This is a genomic window from Pinisolibacter sp. DMC19 (genome assembly GCF_056313985.1).
This window is the reverse complement of the sequence record NZ_JBQUZF010000002.1, coordinates 712,778-737,269: the sequence shown is the minus strand read 5'-3', so window position 1 is coordinate 737,269 and position 24,492 is coordinate 712,778. Positions and strand designations below refer to the sequence as shown.

Here is a 24,492-nt window from a genome sequence, read left to right as displayed (position 1 = left end):
CCCGTCCCCCGTTTCAGATCGACGCGGCCGACCTCGCGCGCATTCGCGAGGTGCCGATGTTCCGCCACATGGACCCGGAGGTCGCCGCCGCGGTCCTCGCCGGTGCCGTGCCGCGGCGCTGGGATCGCGGCGCGAGCGTCGTGCGCCAGGGCGATCCGGCCGATGCCTTCTGGGTCATCCTCGACGGCTGGGTGAAGCTCTGTCGCCTGCTGCCCGACGGGTCGGAGGCGGTGGTCTCGGTGATGACCGCCGGCGAGAGCTTCGCCGAGGCGGTGATGTTCATGGGCGGCCGCTTCCCCGTCGCCGCCGACACGGTGACCGAGGCGCGGCTCCTGCGCATCGAGGCGGCGACGCTGCGGGCCGCCATGCGCGCCGACGGCCGCGTCGCCACCGCGCTCCTCGCCTCGATCGCCCACCACACCACGACGCTGTCGGAACAGGTGAGGGTGATGAAGGCGCATGCCGCACCCCAGCGCGTCGCCGACTTCCTCGTCACCTGCGCCCGGCGCGTCCAAGGCGACGGCGCGTCCGGTCGCCTGCGGATGCGGCTGCCATACGACAAGGCTCTGATCGCCCGCCGCCTCGGCATGACGCCCGAGAGCTTCTCGCGTGCGCTCGCCACGTTGCGTGCCGAGGGCGTCGCCGTCGAACGCGACAGCGTCGAGATCGCCTCGCTCTCCCGCCTCGCCCAGTTCGCCCGCGAGGCGAGCGACCGCCTCTGAGGATGCCGCCATGGATGCCGCCGATTTCGCCGTCGTTCGCCGCAACATGCTGTTCCGCGCCATCGACGAGGCGCTCGCCCGCGACATCGTCGGCGACCGCACGCCGCGTGCCTTCGCCAAGGGCCAGGTACTGTTCCTCGAGGGCGACCGGATCGACACGCTGTTCCTCGTCGTCTCCGGCTGGGTGAAGCTGATGCGCACCTCCGAGGACGGCGTCGACACCGTCGTCGCCATCAACGGCGCCGGCGACAGCTTCGGCGAGGCCGCCGCCCTCCTCGGCATCCCGACCCACGCCGGCGCCGAGGCCGCCGGGCCCTGCCGCGTGCTGGTGCTCGATGCCGATCGTCTGCGCTCGCGCCTCACCGCCGATCCCGACCTGGCCTTCCCGATGCTCGCTTCCGCCTCCGCCCACCTGCGCGTCATGGTGGAGGAACTGGAGCGGCTGAAGAGCCTGCCGGCCACCCGCCGCATCGCCGGCTTCCTCGCCGATCTCGCCGGCGGCGCCCGTGGTGGTGCGACGCTCGAATTTCCCTACGAGAAGACGCTGATCGCCGGCCGCCTCGGCATGACGCCGGAGAGCTTCTCGCGCGGTCTCGCCAAGCTGCGCGGGCACGGCGTCAGGGTCGATCGCGAAAAGGTCGAGATCACCCGTGTCGAAGCGCTGCGTGCCTTGGCGCGCGGCGACGTCTGACGGCGATGCGCGACGATGCCGCAACGTCATCGGCCGCGCGGCTCGGAACAATTTGAAACGATGGACGTTTCGATCGCATCCTGTTGTTCGTGACATCGACCGGAAACAAAAATTCCGAACGCGAATCGTCCCTTCCGTGGCAAGAGGGGGTCATGTATCCGACGCCTCACATTCTGGTCGTCGAGGACGACCGCGAAATCAGCACGTTGGTCGCGCGCTACCTGCGCGCCAACGACTGTCGGGTGACGGTCGTGGCCGACGGCGGCGAGATGGATCGCTGCCTCGCCGACGAGACCGTCGACCTGATCGTCCTCGACCTGATGCTGCCGGGGGAGGACGGTCTGTCGATCTGCCGCCGCCTCCGGCGCAGTAGTCGCATCCCGATCGTCATCCTGACGGCCCGCTCCGACGAGGGCGATCGGATCGCCGGGCTGGAGCTCGGCGCCGACGACTATCTCGGCAAGCCCTTCTCCCCGCGCGAACTGCTCGCCCGCATCCGAGCCGTGCTGCGGCGGACCGCGGGCGAAGGTCCGAGCGAGACCGCCCGTTTCGCCGTCCACGTCTTCGAAGGTCACCGCCTCGAGGTCGCGGCGCGCCGGCTGGTCAATGCCGACGGTGCCGAGGTCGCCCTGACCGGGGCCGAGTTCGACCTCCTGCGCGTGCTGGTCGAGCGCCCCGGCCGCGTGCTGTCGCGCGACCGCCTGCTCGAACTGACGCAAGGCCGCGTCGCCGGTCCCTTCGAACGTTCGGTCGACATCCTGATCAGCCGCATTCGCCGCAAGATCGAGACGAGCCCGCACCATCCCGAGATCATCCGCACGGTCCGCGCCGGCGGCTATCTCTTCGCCGCGGAGGTCGAGAGTTCCTGATGCGGGGTTCCTGGCACTTCTGGCCCCGACGGCTCGCCGGGCAGTTGGTGCTGGTGGCGATCGCCTCGGCGATCCTGGTGCAGATCATCGTCGTGGCCGGCTCGCTGATCTTTCAGCCGCCGCCGCGCATCGTCCGCGTCCATATCGATGCCATCGTCCGCTACATCGCCGGCCTGCCGCCGGGTGAGACGCGCGAGGCCCGCATCGACGAGATGGCGGCGATCTTTCCCGAGCTGGGGCTCGATCTCGATCGCAATCCGCCGCCCGACGCCGAGCCGGCGGGCACCAACACGCTCGCGGGCCGTTACCTCGGTCCCTTGATCGACGACATCAGCCCCTGGGTCCAGGCGATCCGGATCGTGCCGGCGGCGCCCTCGGGCGAGGGCATGCGCCTCGCCGTCGGTCTGACCGGCGACGAGTGGCTGATCATGACGCCGCGCCTGCCGCCGCCGATGCCGCCCAAGATCGCGGTTCCGGCCGTGGTGGTCGGCTTCGCGCTGGTGACGTCGCTCCTGCTGGCGCTGTGGGCCGCGGTCGCGCTGGTCCGGCCTCTGCGCGATCTCGCCGCCGCCGCGCGTGCCTTCGACGTCGAGAAGGAGGGATCGCCCCTGACGCTCGAGGGGCCGGAGGAGGTGCGTGTCGCCGCCCGCTCCTTCGACGCCATGCGCCGCCGCATCCGCGACCTCGTTGCCGACCGCACCGGCATGCTCGCCGCCATGGGCCACGACCTGCGCACGCCGATCACCCGCATGCGCCTGCGCACCGAGTTCGTCGAGGACGAGGCGCTGCAGACGGAGTTCCGCCGCGATCTCGACCTGATGGGCGAGATGATCGAGGGGGCGCTGACCTATCTGCGCGAGGGGCGCCATGCCGAGGAGCCGACGCTGGTCGACCTCGCGGCGCTGATCGAGACGATCTGCGACAATGCCGTCGATCTCGGCGGTGACGTCGCCTACGAAGGCCCGAACCATCTGTCGCGCCGCCTGCGCTCCCAGTCGACCACCCGCGCGCTGACCAATCTCGTCGAGAACGCCGTGAAATACGGCCAGCGCGCCCGCGTGCGCCTCTCGTTGCGCGAGGAGACCGCGGTGATCGAGATCGAGGACGACGGCCCGGGCATTCCCGAAGCCGAGCGCGAGGTGATGACCCGCCCCTTCGTACGCGGCGACGTGTCGCGCAATCTCAATGCCGGATCGGGCTTCGGCCTCGGTCTGGCGATCGCGCGGGCGGTGGTGGAGGGGCAGGGTGGGCGCCTGGTCCTCGGCGATGCACCGTCGGGCGGCCTCGCCGTGACGATCGAACTGCCGCCGTTGCAGGCGTGACGGGAGCGCGTCAGGCGCCGGTCGGACGCGAGGCTTCGCCGCGCCGATCGTGCGCGCCGGCGTGCTCGCCGGCCGGAGCCGGGGTCTCCGCGAGCCGCATGGCGCCGATCACCAGGGCGACGAAATAGCCGACCTGCAGGGCGACCAGCGAGACCAGGGTCGTCAGCACCGTGCGTCCGGGCGCGGCGTAGCCGGACATGCCTGCGGCGAGACCACAGATCATCATCGCCAGGCAGAGCCAGACCAGCATTCGGACGTTGAAGCGCAGCCCGGTCACCAGACCGACGAGGACCGCGAGGCAGACCAGCAGCGACACGAATCCATCTCCCTGCATCATTCCCGTGATCCTCGCGCCGTGATCGTTACCGAAAGGTTGACGCGTACTTCGCATCGGCCTCGTCGACCGGCCGCGTCCGCTGCGCGATCTACCGGTTCGGCTCACGAGAATCGACCCCGTCTCCTAAGGAAGTCTCGAGATCATCTTACGTTCCACGGGCTTCGAGGAGAAGCGTGAACGATTGTCGCGAGCGAATCGGGAGATTTGTCTCGAATACGAAAAAGGAGGCCGAGCGGCCTCCTTTCGTCGCGGGGGTCGCCGATCGGCTTCAGCCGTAGACCACCAGCAGGTCCTTGGCGTCGATCGGCGAGCCGGCATGGACCAGCACTTCGGCGATCTTGCCGTCGCGCTCGGCGTGCAGCGCCGTCTCCATCTTCATCGCCTCGATCGAGAGGAGCACGTCGCCGGCCTTGACCTCCTGACCGGCCTTGACCGCCACGGTCGAGACCACGCCCGGCATCGGCGCGCCGACATGGGCGTCGTTGCCGTCCTCCGCCTTGCGGCGGGCGACGATCTTGGCGGAGGCGGCGCGGTTCGGCACCTTGACGATGCGCGGCTGGCCGTTGAGCTCGAAGAAGACCTTGACCTGACCGGTCTCGTCGGTCTCGCCGATCGCCTGCGCCAGAATGACCAGCGTCTTGCCCTTCTCGATGTCGACGGCGACCTCCTCGCCCGGCTGCATGCCGTAGAAGTAGGTCGGCGTCGGCAGCGCCGAGGTGGGCCCATAGAGGTCCTGCATGCGGAAGAAGTCGGTGGTGACCTTGGGGTACATCAGGTAGCTGGCGAGATCGGTGTCGGAGATCGCCGAAGCTTCCCGGCCGGTCTTCTTCGCCGCATCGGCGCGGACGGCCTCGAGGTCGGCCGCCGCCATCTTGGAGCCGGGACGGTCGGTGTAGGCGGGCGCCCCCTTGAGGATCTTCGCCTGCAGCGCCTTCGGCCAGCCGCCCGGCGGCTGACCGAGGTCGCCGCGGAAGAGCTGGACGACCGAGTCGGGGAAGGCGACGTCCTTCGCCGGATCGGCGACCTCTTCCGCCGTGATCCCGGCCGCGACCATGGCCAGCGCCATGTCGCCGACCACCTTGGAGGTCGGCGTCACCTTGACGATGTCGCCGAAGAGGCGGTTGACGTCGGCATAGGCCTGGGCGACGTCGTGCCACTTGGCCTCGAGCCCCAGCCCGCGCGCCTGTTCCTTGAGGTTGGTGAACTGGCCGCCCGGCATCTCGTGGAGATAGACCTCCGACGCCCCCGAGCGCAGATCGCTCTCGAAGGCGCGATACTGGGCGCGCACCGCCTCCCAATAGAACGACAGCTTGCGGATGGTCGCCGCGTCGAGGCCCGGGTCGCGCTCGCTGCCCTTCAACGCCGCGACGATCGAGCCGAGGCAGGGCTGCGAGGTGAGGCCGGAGAAGGCGTCCATCGCCGCGTCGACCGCATCGACGCCCGCGTCCACCGCCGCCAGCACGGAAGCCGCCGCGATGCCCGAGGTGTCGTGGGTGTGGAAATGGATCGGGATCTGGATCTCCTCGCGCAGCGCCTTGAAGAGGACGCGCGCGGCGGCGGGCTTGAGGAGGCCGGCCATGTCCTTGACGCCGAGGACGTGGGCGCCCGCCTTCTCCATCTCCTTGGCCAGTTCGACGTAGTACTTCAGCGAGTACTTCGCCCGATCCGGATCGAGGATGTCGCCGGTGTAGCAGACGGCGGCCTCGGCCACCTTGTTCTCGGACGCGACGGCGTCGATCGCCGGGCGGATGTTCTCCATCCAGTTGAGCGCGTCGAAGATGCGGAAGACGTCGACGCCGCCCTTCGCCGCCTCGCGGATGAAGAACTTCACGACGTTGTCGGGATAGTTGGCGTAGCCGACGCCGTTCGCCCCGCGCAGCAGCATCTGGAGGAGGATGTTCGGCGCCTTCTCGCGCACCTGGGCGAGACGCTCCCACGGGTCTTCGGTCAGGAAGCGCATGGCGACGTCGAAGGTCGCGCCGCCCCAGCATTCGAGCGAGAACAGCTGCGGCAGGCCGGTGGCATAGGCCTCGGCGATGCGGACGATGTCGTGGCTGCGCATGCGGGTGGCGAGCAGCGACTGGTGGCCGTCGCGCATGGTCGTGTCGGTGACGAGCACGCGCTTTTCGCCGAGCATCCAGTTCGCCAGCCCCTTCGGGCCGCGTTCGTCGAGGATCTGCTTGGTGCCCGGTACGATCGCGCGATCGAACACCGGCACGATCGGCTTGGCGGCGTCGGTCGGCGGCGTGGCGCGGCCGCGCACCTCGGGGTGACCGTTGACGGTGACGTCGGCGATGAAGGTCAGGAGCTTGGTCGCCCGGTCCTTGCGACGGGCGCCGCGGAAGAGCTCCGGCGTCTCGTCGATGAAGCGGGTGGTGTAGCTGCAGTCGCGGAACTTCGGATGGGAGACGACGTTCTCCACGAAGGTCAGGTTGGTGGCGACGCCGCGGATGCGGAATTCGCGCAGCGCGCGGTCCATGCGGGCGATCGCCTCGCCCGGCGTCGGTGCCCAGGCGGTGATCTTCTCCAGCATCGGGTCGTAGAAGCGGGTGATGACCGCACCCGAATAGGCCGTGCCGCCGTCGAGACGGATGCCGAAGCCCATGGCGCCGCGATAGGCGGTGATGCGACCGTAGTCGGGAACGAAGTTGTTCTCCGGGTCCTCGGTGGTGATGCGGCACTGCAGCGCGTGGCCGTTCAGCCGGATCGCCCCCTGCGGCGGCACGCCCGAACCGGGGACGCCGATCTTCTCGCCTTCGATCAGATGGATCTGCGCCTTGACGATGTCGATGCCGGTCACCTGCTCGGTGACGGTGTGCTCGACCTGGATGCGCGGGTTCACCTCGATGAAGTAGAACTTGCCGGTGTCGGCATCCATCAGGAACTCGACGGTGCCGGCGGCGACGTAGTTCGTCGCTTGGGCGATCTTCACCGCATGGCCGCAGAGCTCGGCGCGTTCGGCGTCGGAGAGATAGGGCGCCGGCGCCCGTTCCACGACCTTCTGGTGGCGGCGCTGGACGGTGCAGTCGCGCTCGAAGAGATGGACGACGTTGCCGTGGGTGTCGCCGAGGATCTGCACCTCGACGTGACGGGCGCGCTCGACGAGCTTCTCGAGATAGACCTCGTCCTTGCCGAAGGCGGCCTTGGCCTCACGCTTGGCGGCGACGACGTCGCGCATCAGCTGGGCCTCGTCGCGGATGACGCGCATGCCGCGTCCGCCGCCGCCCCACGACGCCTTGAGCATCACCGGGTAGCCGATCGCGAGCGCGGCCTTCTTCACCAGATCCATGTCGTCCGGCAGCGGCTCGGTCGCCGGCATGACCGGTACACCGACCGAGATGGCGAGATTGCGCGCCGCCACCTTGTTGCCGAGCCGGCGCATCGTGTCCGACGACGGGCCGACGAAGGTGATGCCGGCCTCGCGACAAGCGTCTGCGAATTCCGGGCTCTCCGACAGGAAGCCGTAGCCGGGATGGATCGCGTCGGCGCCCGAGAGCTTCGCCACGCGGATGATCTCGGGAATCGAAAGGTAAGCCTCGATCGGCCCCAGCCCCTTGCCCACCTGATAGGCTTCGTCGGCCTTGAAGCGATGGAGCGCCAGCTTGTCTTCTTCGGCGAAGACGGCGACGGTGGCGAGCCCCAGTTCATTGGCCGCCCGGAAGACGCGAATGGCGATTTCCGAACGGTTGGCGACGAGCAACTTCTTGATCTTCGGCACGGACGAGGGCCCCCTACAGGCAATCGAAACGATTAGAATTCGTCGCAAACCCACTCCGGAGGGCGTTGCGGCGGACGCCCGTTCCGTGATGTCACGGTGAATTAGACGAACGTCGTCAGCACAATGACCGAGATGGTGGCGCCGGAAAAGCACTTTCGCTGCACTGCGACAGAAAACTGCACGCAATGCGAAAGGACGGGCGACGGCGAAAGGTCTTGCGCTTCGCCCGCCGTTTTCCGCCGTCGCGCGGGTTGATCGGACCGGACGAATGGGGGAAGGATCGCGCTCCGGCCGCCGAGGGGGCGTGCTGCGAAGACATCGCGAGGATGGACGCGTGACGGCAACGATCGAAGTGGTGCGGGGCGGTTTCGTCGAGAGCCGGCATCCGGTCGACTGGGTGGTGGCGGATGCCGCGGGGGCGATCGTCGCCCATGCCGGCGATCCGACCCGTGTGATCTATCCGCGGTCGTCGATCAAGGTGATCCAGGCGCTGCCGCTGGTCGAGAGCGGCGCGGCCGACGCCCTCGGCTTCGGCGTCCGCGAACTGGCGCTCGCCACCGCGTCGCATTCCGGCGAGACGGTCCATGTCGAAACCGCCCGCGCCATGCTCGCCGCCGCCGGCCGCGACGAGACCTGCCTCGCCTGCGGCCCGCAGTGGCCCGGCCGCGAGACCGACCGCGGCGCGCTCCATCGTGCCGGCCTCGGCCCGACGCGGCTCCACAACAACTGCTCTGGCAAGCACGCCGGCTTCGTCTGCGCCGCCTGCCATCAGGGCATGGACCCCGCCGGCTACGAACAGATCGACCACCCGCTCCACCGCCAGATCGCCGCCGCGCTCGAGGACGTCACCGGCACCGACCTCGCCGTCATGCCGCGCGGCATCGACGGCTGTTCGATCCCGGTCTGGGGCATTCCGCTGGCGGCGATCGCCCACGGCTTCGCCCGGCTCGAGACCGGCGTCGGCCTCGCGCCCGAACGGGCCAAGGCGGCGCGTCGGCTGCTCGAGGCCGCCCGCGCCGAGCCCTTCATGATCGCCGGCACCGGCCGGCTCTGCACCGACCTGTCGCGGGCGCTCGACGGCGCGGCCTACGTCAAGATCGGCGCCGAGGGCGTCTATGTCGCGACCCTGCCGACGCTCGGTCTGGCGCTCGCGCTGAAGTGCCTCGACGGCACCGCCCGCGCCGCGGAAGTGGCGGTCGCGACCCTGGTCGCCGAGCTCCTCGGCCGCACGGAAGACCCGGCGCTCGCGGGGTTCCTGCATCAGGAGATCAAGGACTGGAACGGGCAGGTGGTCGGCGAGGTCAGGGCCGGGGAGGGGTTCCGCCCCCTCACGCCCTGACTCGTATCGTCGCCCAGACGCTGCCGAGCACCAGGACCATGCCGACGGCCTGGATCGCCGTCGGGATCTGGCCGAGCACGAGGCTGCCGAGCAGCACCGCGGTCAGCGGGCTGAGGAAGCCGAGCGGCGCCACCGCCGCCGGCTCCAGCCGGGCGAGGCCGCGGAACCACAGCCAATAGGTGAAGGCCCCGCCGATCAGGCCGAGGTGGACGAAGCCGAGGAGGTTCCACGCCGTCGGCATCGGCAGCGTCGGCTCTAGGAGAAGCGCCGGCACCGCCAGCGTCAGGCCGCCGGCGAGCAACTGCCAGCCGGTGAAGGCGAGCGCCGAGACCGGCGGCTGCCAGCGCTTGGTCAGCACCGTGCCGAGCGCCATCGACAGCGCGCCGCCGAGCGTCGCGACGATGCCGACCCCGTCGAGCGCCGCCTTCGGCCCGAGCACCAGCAGGCCGACGCCGAGAATGCCGACGACGCCGATCGCCACCCGCGCCGGACTGATCGCCGTGCCCGCGATCACGCGTCGCAACACGATCACCACGAGCGGCTGCACCGCTCCGAGCGTCGCGGCGACGCCGCCGGGCAGGCGATAGGCGCCGACGAAGAGGCAGGCCCAGAAGATCGTGAAGTTCAGCGCGCCGAGCACGAAGACGCGCCCCCACCAGACGCCGAACGGCAGTCGCCGCGTCAGCGCCAGCACCATCAGCCCGGCGGGAAGCGCGCGGAGAAAGGCAAGCGTCAGCGGCCGATCCGGCGGCAGCCATTCGGTGGTGACGAGATAGGTGCTGCCCCAGATCGCGGGGGCAAGGGCCGTCGTCGCGAGGTCGCCGAGTTTCATGGTCGCTCCATTTATCTTGACGTCAAGATAGATGAAAATATCTCGATGTCGAGACATCTCGACGCTTGACCCGACCGGGGCTTCGTTGTCACGTCGCGCCATGGACCATGTCGACGCGATCCTCGCCCAATGGCGGCGCGAAAGGCCCGACCTCGACGTCGAGCCGATGGGGCTGCTCGGACGCATGACGCGTCTGACCACCCATCTGCGCCACGCCATCGAGAGCACGCTCGCCCGTCACGACCTGTCGCCGTCGAGTTTCGACATCCTGGCGACGCTGCGCCGCGCCGGTGCGCCCCATCGCCTGTCGCCCGGCGATCTCCTCGCCACGACCATGGTCACGTCGGGAACGATGACCAACCGCATCGATCAGCTCGAGCGTGCCGGTCTGGTCGAGCGTCTGGCCAATCCGCAGGACGGTCGCGGCGTGCTGGTGGCGCTGACGCCGGCCGGGCTCGAGCGGGTCGAGGCGGCGGTGACCGATCACGTGGCGACGCAGGTCGCGCTCGTCGGCGCGCTCTCCGGCGACGAACGTCGCGCCCTCGACGCGCTGCTCGCCCGCTTCCTCGCCGCCTTCGAGTGATCTGGCGTGCCGGGGAATCAGATCCCCAGCGCCCCAGCGATCTCGTCGACCGCCAATGAGGCGGAGACCGTGCCGTCGCGCACGCCGGCCTCGAGCGTCGTCAGGCGGCCGGCGACGCGGGTGTCGTGACGCAGTGCCTGCATCACCCGCTCTTCCAGCATCGACCACATCCAGGCGACCTGCTGGACGCAGCGGCGTTCGGCGTGTTCGCCGGTCGCCTCGAGCTTGGTGCGATGCGTCTCGACCTGCTCCCACATGGCGTCGAGGCCCTGGTTGGCGAGGCCTGAGATCAGCACCACCGGCGGCGTCCAGGCGGCCGACTTGGCGGCCATGATGTTGAGCGCGGCGCGGTACTCCGACGCCGCCTGACGGGCGCGCACCGCATTGTCGCCGTCCGACTTGTTGACGGCGATCATGTCGGCGATCTCGAGCACGCCCTTCTTGATGCCCTGCAACTCGTCGCCGGCACCCGGCAGCATCAGCACGAGGAAGAAGTCGACCATGCCGGCGACCGTCGTCTCCGACTGGCCGACGCCGACGGTCTCGACCAGGATGACGTCGAAGCCCGCCGCCTCGCAGAGCAGCATCGTCTCGCGCGTCTTGGCGGCGACGCCGCCGAGCGTGCCGGAGGAGGGCGAGGGGCGGATGAAGGCGTTGCGATCGACCGCCAGCCGCGCCATCCGCGTCTTGTCGCCGAGGATCGAGCCGCCGGTCCGCGTCGACGACGGGTCGACCGCCAGCACCGCCACCTTGTGGCCGCTCGCGGTCAGATTGGCGCCGAGCTGATCGATGGTGGTCGACTTGCCGACGCCGGGCACGCCGGTGATGCCGACGCGATGCGCCTTGCCGGTATGCGGCAGCAGTGCCTGGACGAGCAGACGCGCCTTCGCCTGATGCTCGGGCTTGCGGCTCTCCACCAGCGTGATGGCACGGGCGAGCGTCGAGCGGTCGCCGGCGACGATTCGGGCGGCGAGTTCCTCGACCGGCACGTCGCGCGCGGCATGGACCGGAGCCGGCTTCGCTTCGGGCGGCGTCATCGAGACGTCACCGGCGGCATCGACCGAGACATGGGCGAGGCCCGCCGTCGGCGGGGCGAAGGAAGAGGTGGACATCGGCGACACTCGTCTGGGCGCTCGCGCGCGTCCGGCAAGGTCTGCCCCGTCGCGACGCGAGAGTCCAGACGTCGCGACCAATTGCCGAGTGCCGCCGCCGGAGCGGTGTGCCAGAGCGTTCACATGTGCTTGCGGTCGCCTGCAGGAAGAGGCGCGGCATCGTCGTTCCGATCGAGACCACGGGGCACTCGCTCGCAGGCGGGTCACTCCGCACCACGAGGTGCGACGCAGCGGAATTATCCGCCGCTCCGCATGTCTCCGCTCCGCCGTCGCGAGCCTCGTCCCGGGCGCGATCGAAGAGGACAGACAGTAAATTGTTAACAGGAATTTGGCATAATCTCGGAAAGATGCCGTCGACTACACGGGGGCAGGGCGTCGGGAAGCAGCTTCCTCGGACGAGGCAATCGTAGTCTTGTTTCTCGTTTAATCTCTCATTGGTTGTGGTGGCGACGATGGCCGCCAGGGCCGACGAGCCGGTGTTTGATTGCACTCACGGTAGGGGGTGAGAGCTGATCGGGTTCGGGTTGCAGGCTCTCGCTCGGCGAGGGTCCCTGTAGCGGGTGTCTGCACGATGGGCCACGGCGATCTCCGTCCTGCGGAGCGAGCGGGCATTCGGGCGAGCCGAACGACGAGGATGCCTCGATCTCTTCGGGACAACGGGCTGTGAGGACGAGAGTTCATGCAAGCGCCACTCCCCCATTCCTCCGCCCTGGAGGCTTGCGGAGCGCGTCTCGTCGAACTGGCGCGAGGCCTGGCGCGTAACGCCGACGGTGGGGTCGCGATCATGGCGGCGGCCTTCATCGCCGCGATGCTGCTGGTCGCCTCGTTCACGATCGACCTTTCCCTCGTCTATGTGGCGAAGCAGCGCTCCCAGATGGTCGCCGACGTGGCCAATCTGGCGGCGTCGAACACCACGTCCGCCATTTCCAACGGTGCCGCCACCGCAACGGCCGTGGCGACGGCGAAGAACGTCGCCGAGATCAACGGTTTCGGCTCGGCGACGATCACCGTCACGGCCGGCAACTCCCCGCGCGGCGACGGCAGCACGGCCCTGCAGACCGTCATCGACAAGGACGTCCCGTTCGGCTTGGGCCTGCTCTCGACCGACACGTCGATCGGGACCGAGACGACGTCCTGGACATCGGTCGCCGGCGGCGGCGACTGCGTCACGTCGCTGGTCGGCCCCGTCAACATCTACAACTATGCGGTCGTGAAGGGCTCGACCTGTACGGTCAAGGCGAAGACCTATCTCTATGGCTGCGGTACTGCGAAGATAGACGTCTCCGCGGTGAAGGTCGGCTACATCCAGCTCTTCGAGGCGCTCTACATCTGTTCGACCGCAGCGGTGACGCCCTCGCTCGGCTCGTTCACCTTCGGCGCGTCGATCTCCGACATCTATGCCAGCGACACGCGCCTCTCCACCCTCAAGAGCAAGCTGCTCGGCATGATGCTCGGCTGGGACTACGGGCTGCTGCCGCCGGTGAACCCCACCGTCTGGTGGGGCGGCGACAAGACCTACACCAACACCTCGGCCACCCTGCCACAGTCGACGCTCTACGGAACGATCCAGTCGACCGGGTCGACCCTGACCTTCCCCGGTACCGGCAGCGCCGATCCGAACTGCACCTCGCCCACGACGATCTCGGGCAGCTTCATCTTCAACGGCGCCAACACCCTGACCTTCGGTTCGGGGTGCTACGTCGTCGGCGGGTCGATCACCGTCAACTCCGGCGGCAGCGCCGCGTTCAACGTCGCCGCCGGCGCCAAGGTCACCTTCGTCTTCAAGGGCAGCCTGTTCAACAACGGCAACGCGTCGGTCTCCTTCGGTAACGCCACCTACTATTTCAACTATGGGTCGATCTACAACAATGCCGGATCGACCATGACCTTCGGCAACGGCTCGTTCTATCTCTGGGGTGGCAGCATCTACAACAATTCGTCGACGGCGAATTTGATCTTCGGAACCGGACCGTTCTATTTCTACGGCGGAACCATCTACAACAACGGAGCGATGGCATTCGGTGACGGCCCCTACTATTTCCAGGGCGGTTCCCTCATCCTGAACTCCGGTTCGAGCACGACCTTCGGCGTCGGCGACGTCTATTTCTACGGCGGCTCGATCACCGCCAACGGCAATGCGCTGACCTTCGGCAACGGCGGCTCGGCCTCGACCGGCAGCGGCACGGTCTACATGTACGGCGGGTCGTTCTGGCTCACGTCGAAGGCCTTCACCGCGACCGGGACGACCTTCGCGCTCTACGGCGGAACCGTCAGTCTCCTGGGGAGCGGCACGTTCAGCGCGATCGCACCGACCGCGTCCTCGCCCACGCGCGGCTACCGCGACGTGCTCTTCGCCATCTGGGGTGGGACGTTCAATCTCTACCAGTCGGGATCGGTGTCCGACACGCTGTCGGGGATGATCTACGTGCCGATCTCCAACGTGTCGATCTACAACAGCCAGACGGTCACGGTGCCGTCGAACGGCTGTTTCCAGATCGTCGGCGGCGTCGTCGACATCTATCAGAGCACCAACCTCTCCGTCGCGCCGTGCCGCGGCTTCGCGGGGTCGACGGCGACATCGTCCTCGTCGGGGGTGCTCATCCAATGAGATCCGCACCGCGCCGGGCAGCGCGTTCCGATCTGTGGCGTTCGGAACGGGGGATCGCCGCCGTCGAGTTCGCGCTGCTCGCGCCCGTCGTGTCTCTGATCCTGATGCTGGTCGTCGATTTCGGCTTCGCCTTCAACACCCAGCTCCGCCTGATCTCGGCCGCCGCAGCCGGCGCGCAATACATCCAGAAGAACGGAGCGTCCCTGACGTCGTCCAACTTCTCCGCTTTCGCGACCTCGGTCACCTCGGTGGTGACGACGGTCTCCGGCTTGAGCCCGGCGCCGACCGTGACCGTCAAGATCAACAACACCACCGACGGCTCGGGAGCGGGGAAGTACTACTGCGTCTCGGGATCGCCGCCGAGCTGGACGCAGGTGTCGTCGTCGTCGTCGTCCTGCGCGTCGAACCTCTACGGCGGTCAGTACGTGACGTTGACCGTCTCGACGACTCTGACGAACATATTTCCGACGGATCCCATCGTCAGTTCGGTGTTTCCGCTCCAGGAGACGATCATCGTGCGGGTGCAATGAAGAAGTTGTTTCGACGCGACGACGGGGCTGCGGCGGTCGAGTTTTCTCTGATCGCGCCGGTCCTCCTCGTTCTGGCCATCGGTTCGCTCGACGCCGGTATCGTCTTCTGGAAGTGGAACGTGATCCAGGGGGTCGCCAGGACGACGGCGCGCTGCGTGGCGATCGGCTCGAATTCCTGCAGCACGATCACCTCGGGCTGCGGGTCGTCGGATGCCGGCGTGTGTTTCGCCCTCGCCCAAGCGAGCGCGTCCGGCGTGTCGGAACTCGCCGCCTCGAACATCACCGTCCAGCGTTCGGTCAGCGTCGCCGGCGGCCTCTTCACCAAGGTCGCCATCGCCTTGGACACGACGATCCTCGCCGTGCCGATCACGCTCTCGATCGAGGCGTCCTACCCGAACAACTGATACCACCCGCCGCCGCGCCGCTCTCGCGTCAGCTCGGCGGCGTCCAGATGATCCGCTGGAGCATGCCGGTGTCGAGCACCTGACGGGAGGGGAGTTGCGAACTCATCGCCGCCTCGCCCTGGAACGAGAAGGTCAGCGTCACGTTCGGCGCCCCGCGCGACTTGCAGATCGCCATGCCGAGCCACAGGTCGGTGCCGATGCGGCAGGTCGAGGGATCGGTGCCGGTCTCGCGGAAGGTCATGCCGGCACGCTCGCCGGCCGGGCCGACGACGTGATGGGTGACGCCGTGGATCTGGGCGATCCGGCCGCCCTGGCCGAGGATGTGCAGCACCTGGATGCGGCCGCCGTAGGCGTCCTTGAACAGCACCATGGCTTCCGGCGTCGAGGTCTCGAGACCGATGGTGACGGTGCCGGTCGAATAGCCCGGAAGCTGCGCGGTGATCGCCTTGGAGGAGAAGGGCGTCGCCGCGCCGATCGGTCCGGCGCCCTGCGCCGTGATCTGCATGAACGTGTCGCCGGTCGCCTGGAAGGCGGGGCGGGAGGGGCCGGTGCCGAAGCTGTCGCCGGTCGGGGCACAGGCGGCGAGGGACGCCATGGTCGCGGTGAGAACCAAGGCTGCGCCGAGGCGCGCGCCGCTCCGATCGACAGGCTGGGTCGCCATTCGATACCCTTTCGAATCAACGTTCGTTCTGCTCTGCATGTCGAATAAGGCGACGCGGCGGCGCTGTCACGCCCGCGCCTTCGGACACGCCCGCGAGATCCGCGCCGCGGTCCGTCTCGTTCGAGAGGACGTCCCATGGCCGCCTACCTGATCGCCGACACCGCCCTGACCGACCCGGAAGCCTACGAGGACTACAAGCGCCTCGCCCGCCCGCTCGCCGAGAAATGGGGCGGCGAATACCTCGCCCGCGGCGGCGCTCTCTTCGTCAAGGAGAACGATCTGTGGGACCCGTCGCGGCTGGTCATCATCCGCTTCCCCTCGGCGGAGGCGGCGAACGGCTTCTACGATTCGGCCGAATATGCCGAAGTCTTGAAGATCGGCCGCGCATCGGCGAAGCGGACCATCGTCATCGTCGACGGGATGTGATCGCCCCGAAGACGACGAAGGCCCGCCGGGCGCACCCGACGGGCCTGATGTCTCGTCCGCGAGGCCGATGCCTCGATCACTCCGCCGCGGCGGCCGGGCCGTAGCCGAGCTTGGCGTTGAGGTCGGCGATCAGCTTCACCGCGGCGTCGGCGATGACCGTGCCGGGCGGGAAGATCGCCGCGGCGCCGAAGTCGATCAGCGCCTGGAAGTCCTGCGGCGGTATCACGCCGCCGACGACGATCATGATGTCGCCGCGGCCTTCCGCCTCCAGCGCCGCCTTGAGCGCAGGAACCAGCGTCAGATGGCCGGCGGCGAGCGACGAAACGCCGACGATGTGGACGTCGTTCTCCACCGCCTGACGGGCGGCCTCTTCCGGCGTCGCGAACAGCGGTCCGATGTCGACGTCGAAGCCGAGGTCGGCGAAGGCGGACGCGATCACCTTCTGGCCGCGGTCGTGGCCGTCCTGGCCCATCTTGGCGACCAGGATGCGCGGACGACGACCGTCGTTCGTCTCGAACTCGGCGACGAGCTGCTGCACCTTCTCGACGGCATCGCTCATGCGGGAGACCTCGCGCTTGTAGACGCCCTGGATCGACTTGATCTCGGCCTTGTGCCGGCCGAACACCTGCTCGAGCGCCATCGAGATCTCGCCGACGGTCGCCTTGGCGCGTGCCGCCTTGATCGCGAGGTCGAGCAGGTTGCCCTCACCCGACGCCGCCGAGGCGGTCAGCGCCGCCAGCGCCGCCTGGGTGTCGGCCTCGACGCGCTCGGCCTTGAGGCGCTTCAGCTTCTCGATCTGCGCCGCGCGGACGGCCGAGTTGTCGACCTTGAGCACGTCGATCGCGGCTTCGCTCTCGGGCTTGTACTTGTTGACGCCGACGACGGTCTGCGAGCCGCTGTCGATGCGCGCCTGGGTCTTGGCGGCGGCTTCCTCGATGCGCAGCTTCGGGATGCCGGCCTCGATCGCCTTGGCCATGCCGCCGAGTTCCTCGACCTCGGCGATGTGGGCCATCGCCTTTTCGGCGAGCTCGGCCGTCAGCCGTTCGACATAGGCCGAGCCGCCCCACGGGTCGATCGTCTTGCAGGTGCCGCTCTCCTGCTGCAGCAGGATCTGGGTGTTGCGGGCGATGCGGGCCGAGAAGTCGGTCGGCAGCGCCAGCGCTTCGTCGAGCGCATTGGTGTGGAGCGACTGGGTGTGACCCTGCGTCGCCGCCATCGCCTCGATCGCGGTGCGCACCACGTTGTTGAAGACGTCCTGCGCCGTCAGCGACCAGCCCGAGGTCTGGGAGTGCGTCCGCAGCGACAGCGACTTGTCCGACTTCGGCTGGAAGTTCTGCTGCACGAGCTTCGCCCAGATCAGGCGGGCGGCGCGCAGCTTCGCCACTTCCATGAAGAAGTTCATGCCGATCGCCCAGAAGAACGACAGGCGGGGGGCGAAGGCGTCGACATCGAGACCCGCGGCGCGGCCGGCGCGGATGTATTCGATGCCGTCGGCGATCGTGTAGGCCAGCTCGAGGTCCGCCGTCGCGCCCGCTTCCTGCATGTGATAGCCGGAAATCGAGATCGAGTTGAACTTCGGCATGTTCTGTGAAGTGTAGGCGAAGATGTCCGCGATGATCCGCATCGAGGGAATAGGCGGATAGATGTAGGTGTTGCGGACCATGAACTCCTTCAGAATGTCGTTCTGAATGGTGCCCGAGAGCTTCGACTGGTCGACGCCCTGTTCCTCGGCCGCCACCACGAAGAGCGCCAGGATCGGCAGCACCGCGCCGTTCATCGTCATCGACACGCTCATCTGGTCGAGCGGGATGCCCGAGAAGAGGGTGCGCATGTCGTAGATCGAATCGATCGCCACGCCCGCCATACCGACGTCGCCGGTGACGCGCGGATGGTCGCTGTCGTAGCCGCGGTGGGTCGCGAGGTCGAAGGCGACCGACAGGCCCTTCTGACCGGCCGCGAGGTTGCGGCGATAGAAGGCGTTGGAATCCTCGGCTGTGGAGAAGCCGGCGTACTGACGGATCGTCCAGGGCTGATTGACGTACATGGTCGGGTAGGGGCCACGCAGGAACGGCGGCAGACCCGGCCAGGTCTTGAGAAAATCGAGGCCCTCGAGGTCGCTCGCGCCGTAGACCGGCTTGACGTCGATGCCTTCCGGCGTCGTCCACACCTCGGCGCCTTCGGCGGAGGCCGGCACGGCGACGGTGGAGAAGGGAACGCTGCTGAAGTCAGGGATGCGGCTCATCGGCCTCTCCTCGGTCTCCGGTGCCGGGTCGCGCTGCGCGCCCTCGGCCCCGCGGGGAAGAATTCCCGTCGATCACGCTTCGCGCAAGATCGACGATCGGAAGACGAGGGGCGTCGTCCGCCCCTCGGGGTCGATCAGGCGCCGAGCTTGTCGAGCGCGTCGGAGAGCGTCGCCACCACGTCGATGCCGACATGGACGAAGCCGGTGACACCGGCCTTGGCGTAGGCCGCCTTCTTCTCCGCGTCGACGGGCTTGCCGGCGAGATAGAGGATCTCGCAGCCGGCATCCGCCAGTGCGGTCGCCGCCTTCACCGCCTGCTCGTCGTAGACGGCATCGGAGGAGGCGATCACCGCGACCTGGGCGCCGGACGCCTTGTAGGCCGCCGACAGCGCCTCGATCGAGGCGAAGCCGTCGTTGGTCAGCGCCTGGATGCCGCCCGCCTCGAAGACGTTCTTGGCCCAGGTCGACCGCGCCGTGAAGTCGGCGATGCGGCCGAGATTGGCGAGGAAGACCGTCGGGCGGATGCCGGCGGCGTCGGCGCGGTCACGAAGCGCCTCGAAGGCCTCGCCCAGCGCATGGGGCACGAAGGCGGTGACGTGTTCGACCGGCGGCACGGTACGGGGCGTCGGCGCGGGCGTCTCCATCACGGCGACGGCGCCCTCGGCGATGTTGGGGAACTCGGAGACGCCGGTCACCGGCTCACGGCGCTTGGCGATGGCATCGATACGGGTCTTGGCGACGCCGGCGACCTTGGCATGGAGCGAGCCGGAGCGCAGCGCCGCGACGATGCCGCCTTCCGCCTCGATCACCTGGAACAGCGCCCAGGCGCGCTCGGCCATCTCGGCCGTCTCGGTGTCGACGAGGCCCGAGCCCGCCGCCGGGTCGGCGACGCGGTGGAGGTTCGATTCCTCGATCAGTACCGACTGGGTGTTGCGGGCGACGCGCCGGGCGAAGGCGTCCGGCAGGCCGATCGCCTGGGTGAAGGGCAGCACCGTCACCGAGGTCGCCCCGGCGACGCCGGCGGCGAAGGTGGCGATGGTGGTGCGCAGCATGTTGGTGAAGGAGTCGCGCCGCGCCATCATCCGGCGGGCCGTCTCGACATGGATGCGCGGCGCCCTGGTGGCGACGCCGCAGGCCTCGAGCACGCGCGCCCACAGGAGCGTCAGCGCCCGGAGCTTGGCGATCGAGCGGAACTGGTTCTGGTCGGCGACCGCGGTGAAGCCGATCTTCGACGCGGCATCCGCGAGGTCGAAGCCGGCCGCCTCGAGCGCGCGCAGATAGGTCACGGCCGTGGCGATCAGCGCGGCGAGCTCCTGCACCTCGGAGGCGCCGGCGCCGTGCCAGACGCGGCCGTCGGCCTCGAGCGCGGTGCCGGGGAAACGCTTGGCGGCCTCCGCGGCGGCGGCGATGGCGTCTTCCGCCTTGGCGCCGAGCCTGCCGGTGGCGGCGAGGAGGCCGATGGGATCGTTGATGACGGAGAGATCGACCGTCTTACCCTGCTCGCGCGCCACGCCGAGGAGGATGTCGGCGACGTCGGCGCTGCGATGGCCGGCGTCGAGCCGGATCGGGATCAGGTCGAGATGCACCCCGCCGAGCAGCGTCTTGACGCAGCCGTCGCAGGAGATCGTCAGGCCGTGGCCGTAGGCGTTCGGGCTCTCGGCGCAGACGAGGTCGAGGCCGGAGGCGCCGCCGACGAGATCGTCGAGCACCTGGGCGTTGGCGGTCTTGTTGCCGGGGATGTCGATGCGGGCCATGACGGTCCAGGGCTTGCCCGCCGTGCGCGCGCCGAGCGGCGCCGGGGTCGGGTTGCCCTCGTAGATCGGCTCGATCGTGATGCCGTCGGCGGTCGAGGACTTCAGCCGATCGAACGGCACCGTCTTCAAGGCCTTGGTCGCCACGCCGACCCAGTCGTCCCAGCCGCGCGGGTCGAAAGACCCCATCAGTCCCGTAGCCTTCGCGCTCACCGTCGTCTCCCACGTCTGACGCGGCCCCTCGAGAGGGACGCGGCGTCTTCCTCGGAACTCTCGTCCGTCGACGACGAACGATGGTTCCCCGGCGCGATCGTCGGTATCCGTAGCGTCACGGAAGGACGAAGGTCGCCCCCTGCGAGCGCTTCCGCCCGCGCGACAGTGTCGCGCCTCGATCGCCGCCCCGATAGGGGGGATTTCCGCGGAATCTGGAATTAGACGATGGTAGGGAGGCGCGAAAACGGCCCTTTCCGGCCTGAAACCTTCGTAGGGTGACGCTTACGTCATCCCTCGTAAAACCGACAATTGAACGATTTGGGGAACGGTCTCAGTGTCCCTTGAAGGGGGAGACCAGAGGAATGGGCAGGGGAGAGTGTGGAGGGCTCTACGGAGAGGCGGCGCGCTTCTCCGTGGAATGCGACGGCGGTCGGGTGTTGGAGGCGCTCGAGAGCCGTCTGCGACGACTGGGCGCCACCCACGTGCTGATCACCGGACTGCCCCTGCCGCGGCGGGGCATGGCGAAGCTCGTCGTCCGCGTGAACTGGCCGGATCTGCGCTCCGGCGGCCATCTTCTCGACGTCTCGTCCGGCGACCCGTTGCTGTCGTGCTGTCTGACGCGCGACCGTCCCTTCGCCGTCCGTGACGGGGGGCTCTACCCGCTCAGCCCCGATGACGCCGCGGTCCCTCCGCCGGCCCTCGCGGGGTCGGACCTGCTCGCCGCGGCGGGCGGTGCCGACGCCTCGGTGGTGGTGCTGCCGATGCGCGAGCCGCGTCCCTGGCAGGGCTGCGTGATACTGGCCGGAGGCGCTCTCGCCACAACGCCCGACGCCCTCGACGAGCTCTCCTATTTCTGCAGGGCGGCCCTGCGGGGGCTTGCACGCGTCGGTTGGCTGGAGCGTGCCCGCCCCGGCGACCTCTCCGATCGCGAACGTCATGTCCTGTCGCTGACGGCGATCGGCAAGACCGCCGGCGAGATCGCCGAACTTCTGGCGATCTCCCAGCGCACCGTCCACGCCCATCTCCAGAACGCCGCCGACAAGATGAACGCCTCGAACAAGACCCACACGGTCATCGAGGCATTGCGCCACGGCCAGATCACCCTTTGAACGCCCGCGGGCGGATCCATGAGGCGAGAACCGGGAAACGCGAACGGGCCGAATCGGTCGCCCGATCCGGCCCGTATGTCGCGCGCGTCGGCGGCCCGAGGGCCGCGCCCGCGTCGAACCTCAGTAGGTGAGCATCGGCGGAAGCGTCTTGGCCTCCTCGATCCAGGCCGCGACCTGGTTCTCGCCGGGGATGTGGTTCACGAGGTTCTTGGCCGCGTTCACTTCCACCATCTTGGCATGGAGGTTGGCGGCGTTGCGGTGCTTGAGCTCCTTGACGGTGTCGACGCCGGCGGCCTCGAGCAGGTCGGAGAGCTGGGAGGCGACGCCCTTGATGCGGAAGAGGTCGGCCTTGTTGGCCCAGGCCAGCACCAGCTTGTCGGAGATGCCGGTCTTCTCGGCGATGTCCTTGCGGCCCTTCGGGTCCTTGGCGGCCTCGAGATAGGCCTCCACGGTCTTCAGGCCGATCGCCGTCAGCTTGGCGGCGTAGGCCGGGCCGATGCCTTCGATGTCCACGATGTTGGTCATTGCGCGGTTCCTCGCTGGATCGCCGCGCCGGACTGAAACCGGCGTCGGCTCGAGAGATTATGGTCGGGGATTTGATCCCGAAAACCGTGATTCCACAATCCCCCCGAGCGGAAGTCCGGGAGATCGGGCGCGATATTGTCCGGACGGACGCCGTCAGCCGATCAGATGCGACGCGCCGGGAATGTTGGCGAGCAGTTTGTCGACGTTCTCGTCGCCGGCGACCTGCTTCAGCTGGCCGACGAGACTGCCGCCGATCTCCTTGATCTGGCCGATGTCGAGCCCCTCCTTCTGGAGGTTGCCGAGCAGCGCCAGGCCCGCGCCCATGCCGCCGCCTTCCGAGCCGCCCATCAGGCTGCCGAGCGCACCGGCGATGCCGCCGCCGCCCATCAGACCGCCGAGCGCGCCCATCAGGCCGCCGCCGGCGGCACCCGTCTCGGTCGCCGCGGCTTCCGCGTGGGCCGCACCCGCGGCCGCCATCTGGTCGAAGCCGGGAACGTACTGCTTGACCATGTCGACATATTGGGTCGGGGCATGGGCCGAGATGAAGTCGATGATCATCGCCACGGCCTTTTCGGCGGTGGCGGGGTCGATGCCGACCTGGGCGGCGATCTTGTCGATGATTTCCTGCATGGGACCTGTCCTCGAAGGCCGCGGCGTCGGATGACGCCGGTCGAATGTCGTTCGGAGGGGTGCCTCGTGGTCTCCTCCCCCCTTCCGCGACCGGGCGGTCGCGGCGTGGCTGCCGGAGGTTCCATTCCCGCCCCGCACGATCCCGATCGCGCGCCTTGCGGGAACCACCCGGAAATCCGTCGGCGGCCGAACCTGCCACAAGGTAAGGTGGTCGAACAAGGGCCTCGGCGCGCCGACGACGAGGACCCCGCCGACGGGTGTGACGGGGCCCGCCCGTGTTCCCAAGCGGACGCGCGCGAGCTATGGAAGGGCATACTGATTTCCGGGGAGAATCCGATGCACATCGAGGGCGGCGTCTATCTGGGCAAGAGCGTCGAGGACGAATGGCTGGAGCTGAAGCTCGCCAATCGCCACGGCCTCGTCACCGGCGCCACCGGCACCGGCAAGACCGTCTCGCTGCAGGTGCTCGCCGAAGGCTTGGCCGAGGCCGGCGTCTCGGTCTTCGCCGCCGACATCAAGGGCGATCTCTCCGGCATCGGCGCCAAGGGCGAGGAGAAGGACTGGATCGCCAAGCGCTGCGCCGACATCGGCTTCACCGAGTGGGAACCGAAGAAGTTCACCACCGTCTACTGGGACGTCTTCGGCGTCCAGGGCCACCCGGTCCGCGCCACCATCACCGAGATGGGGCCACTGCTGCTCTCGCGCCTGATGGGCCTCAACGACGTGCAGGAAGGCGTGCTCAACATCGTCTTCAAGCTCGCCGACGAGGAGGGGTTGCTGCTCCTCGACCTCAAGGACCTGCGCGCCGTCCTCGCCCATGTCGCCGAGCGCGCCGACGAGCTGACGGTCGACTACGGCAACGTCTCCAAGGCCTCGGTCGGCGCCATCCAGCGCCAACTGCTGGTGCTGGAACAGCAGGGCGGCGACGCCTTCTTCGGCGAACCGGCTCTGGCGATCGCCGACCTGATGGCGACCGATGCGCAGGGTCGTGGCCGCATCAACGTGCTGGCCGCCGACGACCTGATGTCGAACCCGCGGCTCTACGCGACCTTCCTGCTGTGGCTGCTCTCCGAACTGTTCGAGAAGCTGCCCGAGGTCGGCGACCTCGATCGACCCAAGCTCGTCTTCTTCTTCGACGAGGCGCATCTCCTCTTCGACGAGGCGCCGCCGGCGCTGATCCAGAAGGTCGAGCAGGTCGTCCGCCTGATCCGTTCCAAGGGCGTCGGCGTCTATTTCGTCACGCAGAACCCGCTCGACGTGCCGGACAGCGTCTCCGCCCAGCTCGGCAACCGCGTCCAGCACGCGCTGCGCGCCTTCACGCCGCGCGAGCAGAAGGCGGTGCGTGCCGCCGCCGAGACCTTCCGCCAGAACCCGGCCTTCAAGACCGAGACCGCGATCACCGAGCTGGCGGTCGGCGAGGCGCTGGTCTCGATGCTGCACGGCAAGGGCGTGCCCTCGATCGTCCAGCGCACCTTCGTCCGCCCGCCCGAGGCCCGCGTCGGCCCGCTGAAGCCGGAGGAACGCGCCACCCTCGTCAACACCTCGCCGCTCGCCGGCAAGTACGAGGAGGCGGTCGACCGCCCCTCGGCCTACGAGAAGCTGCGCGGCAAGATCGAGGCGAGCCCGTCGCAACCCGGTGGCGACAACCCTGCTCCCTCCGGCGGGGGCTTCTTCGACGGCGTCCTCGGGGGCATCCTGTCGACCGTCGGCGGCGTCGCCTCCATGAAGACCGGCGGTCCGCGCTCGCAGACGCTGGGCGAGGCGATCGTCAAGTCGGCCGCCCGTTCCGCCGCCTCGACCGCCGGCCGCCAGATCACCAACGCCATCGTGCGCGGTGTGCTCGGTTCGCTCCTCAAGTGAGATTGGAA

21 protein-coding genes are annotated in these 24,492 nt (G+C 68.7%); 12 read left to right on the top strand and 9 right to left on the bottom strand.

What is annotated here, in order from left to right:
- Positions 1-56 precede the first annotated feature (56 nt).
- From ACT53U_RS07865 to ACT53U_RS07850, 4 genes are all read left to right on the top strand, one after another.
- Positions 57-722, top strand: coding sequence for a Crp/Fnr family transcriptional regulator (locus ACT53U_RS07865; RefSeq protein ID WP_476153874.1), 666 nt, complete (start codon positions 57-59; stop codon positions 720-722).
- Positions 723-732: 10 nt separating this feature from the next.
- The gene (locus ACT53U_RS07860) at positions 733-1,413 is read left to right on the top strand and encodes a Crp/Fnr family transcriptional regulator (protein ID WP_476153872.1); all 681 of its coding nucleotides are present in this window, start codon (positions 733-735) and stop codon (positions 1,411-1,413) included.
- A 152-nt stretch (positions 1,414-1,565) separates the two neighbouring features.
- On the top strand, positions 1,566-2,282 hold the full coding sequence (locus ACT53U_RS07855; protein WP_476153869.1) for a response regulator: 717 nt from the start codon (positions 1,566-1,568) through the stop codon (positions 2,280-2,282).
- Positions 2,282-3,604 carry an ATP-binding protein gene (locus ACT53U_RS07850; protein WP_476153867.1) on the top strand — a complete coding sequence of 441 codons (1,323 nt, stop codon included), beginning with the start codon at positions 2,282-2,284 and terminating at the stop codon, positions 3,602-3,604. Before ACT53U_RS07855 ends, ACT53U_RS07850 begins: the two co-directional genes overlap by 1 nt.
- A gap of 10 nt (positions 3,605-3,614) precedes the next feature.
- On the opposite strand, the gene ACT53U_RS07845 is transcribed toward ACT53U_RS07850, so the two are convergent.
- Together ACT53U_RS07845 and pyc are read right to left on the bottom strand one after the other, a co-directional pair.
- Entirely contained in the window at positions 3,615-3,941 is a 327-nt protein-coding gene (locus ACT53U_RS07845; RefSeq protein WP_476153865.1) for a hypothetical protein, read from the bottom strand.
- A gap of 268 nt (positions 3,942-4,209) precedes the next feature.
- Positions 4,210-7,659, bottom strand: coding sequence for a pyruvate carboxylase (gene pyc / locus ACT53U_RS07840; RefSeq protein ID WP_476153863.1), 3,450 nt, complete (start codon positions 7,657-7,659; stop codon positions 4,210-4,212).
- 334 nt (positions 7,660-7,993) lie between these two features.
- On the opposite strand from pyc, the gene ACT53U_RS07835 reads away from it, so the two are divergent.
- Complete coding sequence (locus tag ACT53U_RS07835; protein ID WP_476153862.1) at positions 7,994-8,998, top strand: asparaginase; 1,005 nt, start codon at positions 7,994-7,996, stop codon at positions 8,996-8,998.
- Here ACT53U_RS07835 and ACT53U_RS07830 read toward each other — a convergent pair.
- Positions 8,988-9,830, bottom strand: a complete 843-nt coding sequence (locus ACT53U_RS07830) for an EamA family transporter (protein ID WP_476153860.1) — start codon at positions 9,828-9,830, stop codon at positions 8,988-8,990. The genes ACT53U_RS07835 and ACT53U_RS07830 overlap by 11 nt on opposite strands.
- Positions 9,831-9,930: 100 nt before the next feature.
- On the opposite strand from ACT53U_RS07830, the gene ACT53U_RS07825 reads away from it, so the two are divergent.
- Entirely contained in the window at positions 9,931-10,413 is a 483-nt protein-coding gene (locus ACT53U_RS07825) for a MarR family winged helix-turn-helix transcriptional regulator (protein ID WP_476154015.1), read from the top strand.
- Between the two features lie 17 nt (positions 10,414-10,430).
- Here the strand turns inward: ACT53U_RS07825 and meaB are convergent, their stop codons facing one another.
- Positions 10,431-11,450 carry a methylmalonyl Co-A mutase-associated GTPase MeaB gene (gene meaB, locus ACT53U_RS07820; protein WP_476154013.1) on the bottom strand — a complete coding sequence of 340 codons (1,020 nt, stop codon included), beginning with the start codon at positions 11,448-11,450 and terminating at the stop codon, positions 10,431-10,433.
- 754 nt (positions 11,451-12,204) lie between these two features.
- Here meaB and ACT53U_RS07815 point away from each other — a divergent pair.
- Genes ACT53U_RS07815 through ACT53U_RS07805 form a run of 3 tightly spaced genes read left to right on the top strand, consistent with a single transcriptional unit; the run spans position 12,205 to position 15,067 of the window.
- Entirely contained in the window at positions 12,205-14,133 is a 1,929-nt protein-coding gene (locus tag ACT53U_RS07815) for a hypothetical protein (RefSeq protein ID WP_476153859.1), read from the top strand.
- Positions 14,130-14,663, top strand: coding sequence for a TadE/TadG family type IV pilus assembly protein (locus tag ACT53U_RS07810; protein WP_476153858.1), 534 nt, complete (start codon positions 14,130-14,132; stop codon positions 14,661-14,663). The genes ACT53U_RS07815 and ACT53U_RS07810 overlap by 4 nt, the downstream gene beginning before the upstream one ends.
- The gene (locus ACT53U_RS07805) at positions 14,660-15,067 is read left to right on the top strand and encodes a TadE/TadG family type IV pilus assembly protein (RefSeq protein ID WP_476153857.1); all 408 of its coding nucleotides are present in this window, start codon (positions 14,660-14,662) and stop codon (positions 15,065-15,067) included. Before ACT53U_RS07810 ends, ACT53U_RS07805 begins: the two co-directional genes overlap by 4 nt.
- 28 nt (positions 15,068-15,095) lie before the next feature.
- Here ACT53U_RS07805 and ACT53U_RS07800 read toward each other — a convergent pair whose 3' ends face one another.
- Complete coding sequence (locus ACT53U_RS07800) at positions 15,096-15,728, bottom strand: DUF1131 family protein (RefSeq protein WP_476153856.1); 633 nt, start codon at positions 15,726-15,728, stop codon at positions 15,096-15,098.
- 135 nt (positions 15,729-15,863) lie between these two features.
- Between ACT53U_RS07800 and ACT53U_RS07795 the strand changes: the two genes are divergently transcribed.
- Positions 15,864-16,154, top strand: a complete 291-nt coding sequence (locus ACT53U_RS07795) for a DUF1330 domain-containing protein (protein WP_476153855.1) — start codon at positions 15,864-15,866, stop codon at positions 16,152-16,154.
- Between the two features lie 76 nt (positions 16,155-16,230).
- On the opposite strand, the gene scpA is transcribed toward ACT53U_RS07795, so the two are convergent.
- Positions 16,231-18,396 (bottom strand): methylmalonyl-CoA mutase, encoded by a 2,166-nt coding sequence (gene scpA / locus ACT53U_RS07790; protein WP_476135441.1) that lies wholly within the window; start codon positions 18,394-18,396, stop codon positions 16,231-16,233.
- Positions 18,397-18,530: 134 nt separating this feature from the next.
- Positions 18,531-20,360 carry a methylmalonyl-CoA mutase family protein gene (locus tag ACT53U_RS07785; protein ID WP_476153854.1) on the bottom strand — a complete coding sequence of 610 codons (1,830 nt, stop codon included), beginning with the start codon at positions 20,358-20,360 and terminating at the stop codon, positions 18,531-18,533.
- Positions 20,361-20,722: 362 nt separating this feature from the next.
- Here ACT53U_RS07785 and ACT53U_RS07780 point away from each other — a divergent pair, with 362 nt between their 5' ends.
- Positions 20,723-21,469, top strand: a complete 747-nt coding sequence (locus ACT53U_RS07780; protein WP_476153853.1) for a helix-turn-helix transcriptional regulator — start codon at positions 20,723-20,725, stop codon at positions 21,467-21,469.
- A 120-nt stretch (positions 21,470-21,589) separates the two neighbouring features.
- On the opposite strand, the gene ACT53U_RS07775 is transcribed toward ACT53U_RS07780, so the two are convergent.
- Both ACT53U_RS07775 and ACT53U_RS07770 read right to left on the bottom strand, forming a co-directional pair.
- Complete coding sequence (locus tag ACT53U_RS07775) at positions 21,590-21,994, bottom strand: DUF4332 domain-containing protein (protein ID WP_476153852.1); 405 nt, start codon at positions 21,992-21,994, stop codon at positions 21,590-21,592.
- Between the two features lie 153 nt (positions 21,995-22,147).
- Entirely contained in the window at positions 22,148-22,624 is a 477-nt protein-coding gene (locus ACT53U_RS07770) for a hypothetical protein (RefSeq protein ID WP_476153851.1), read from the bottom strand.
- Positions 22,625-22,960: 336 nt separating this feature from the next.
- Between ACT53U_RS07770 and ACT53U_RS07765 the strand changes: the two genes are divergently transcribed.
- Complete coding sequence (locus ACT53U_RS07765; RefSeq protein ID WP_476153850.1) at positions 22,961-24,484, top strand: helicase HerA-like domain-containing protein; 1,524 nt, start codon at positions 22,961-22,963, stop codon at positions 24,482-24,484.
- Positions 24,485-24,492: the final 8 nt, after the last annotated feature.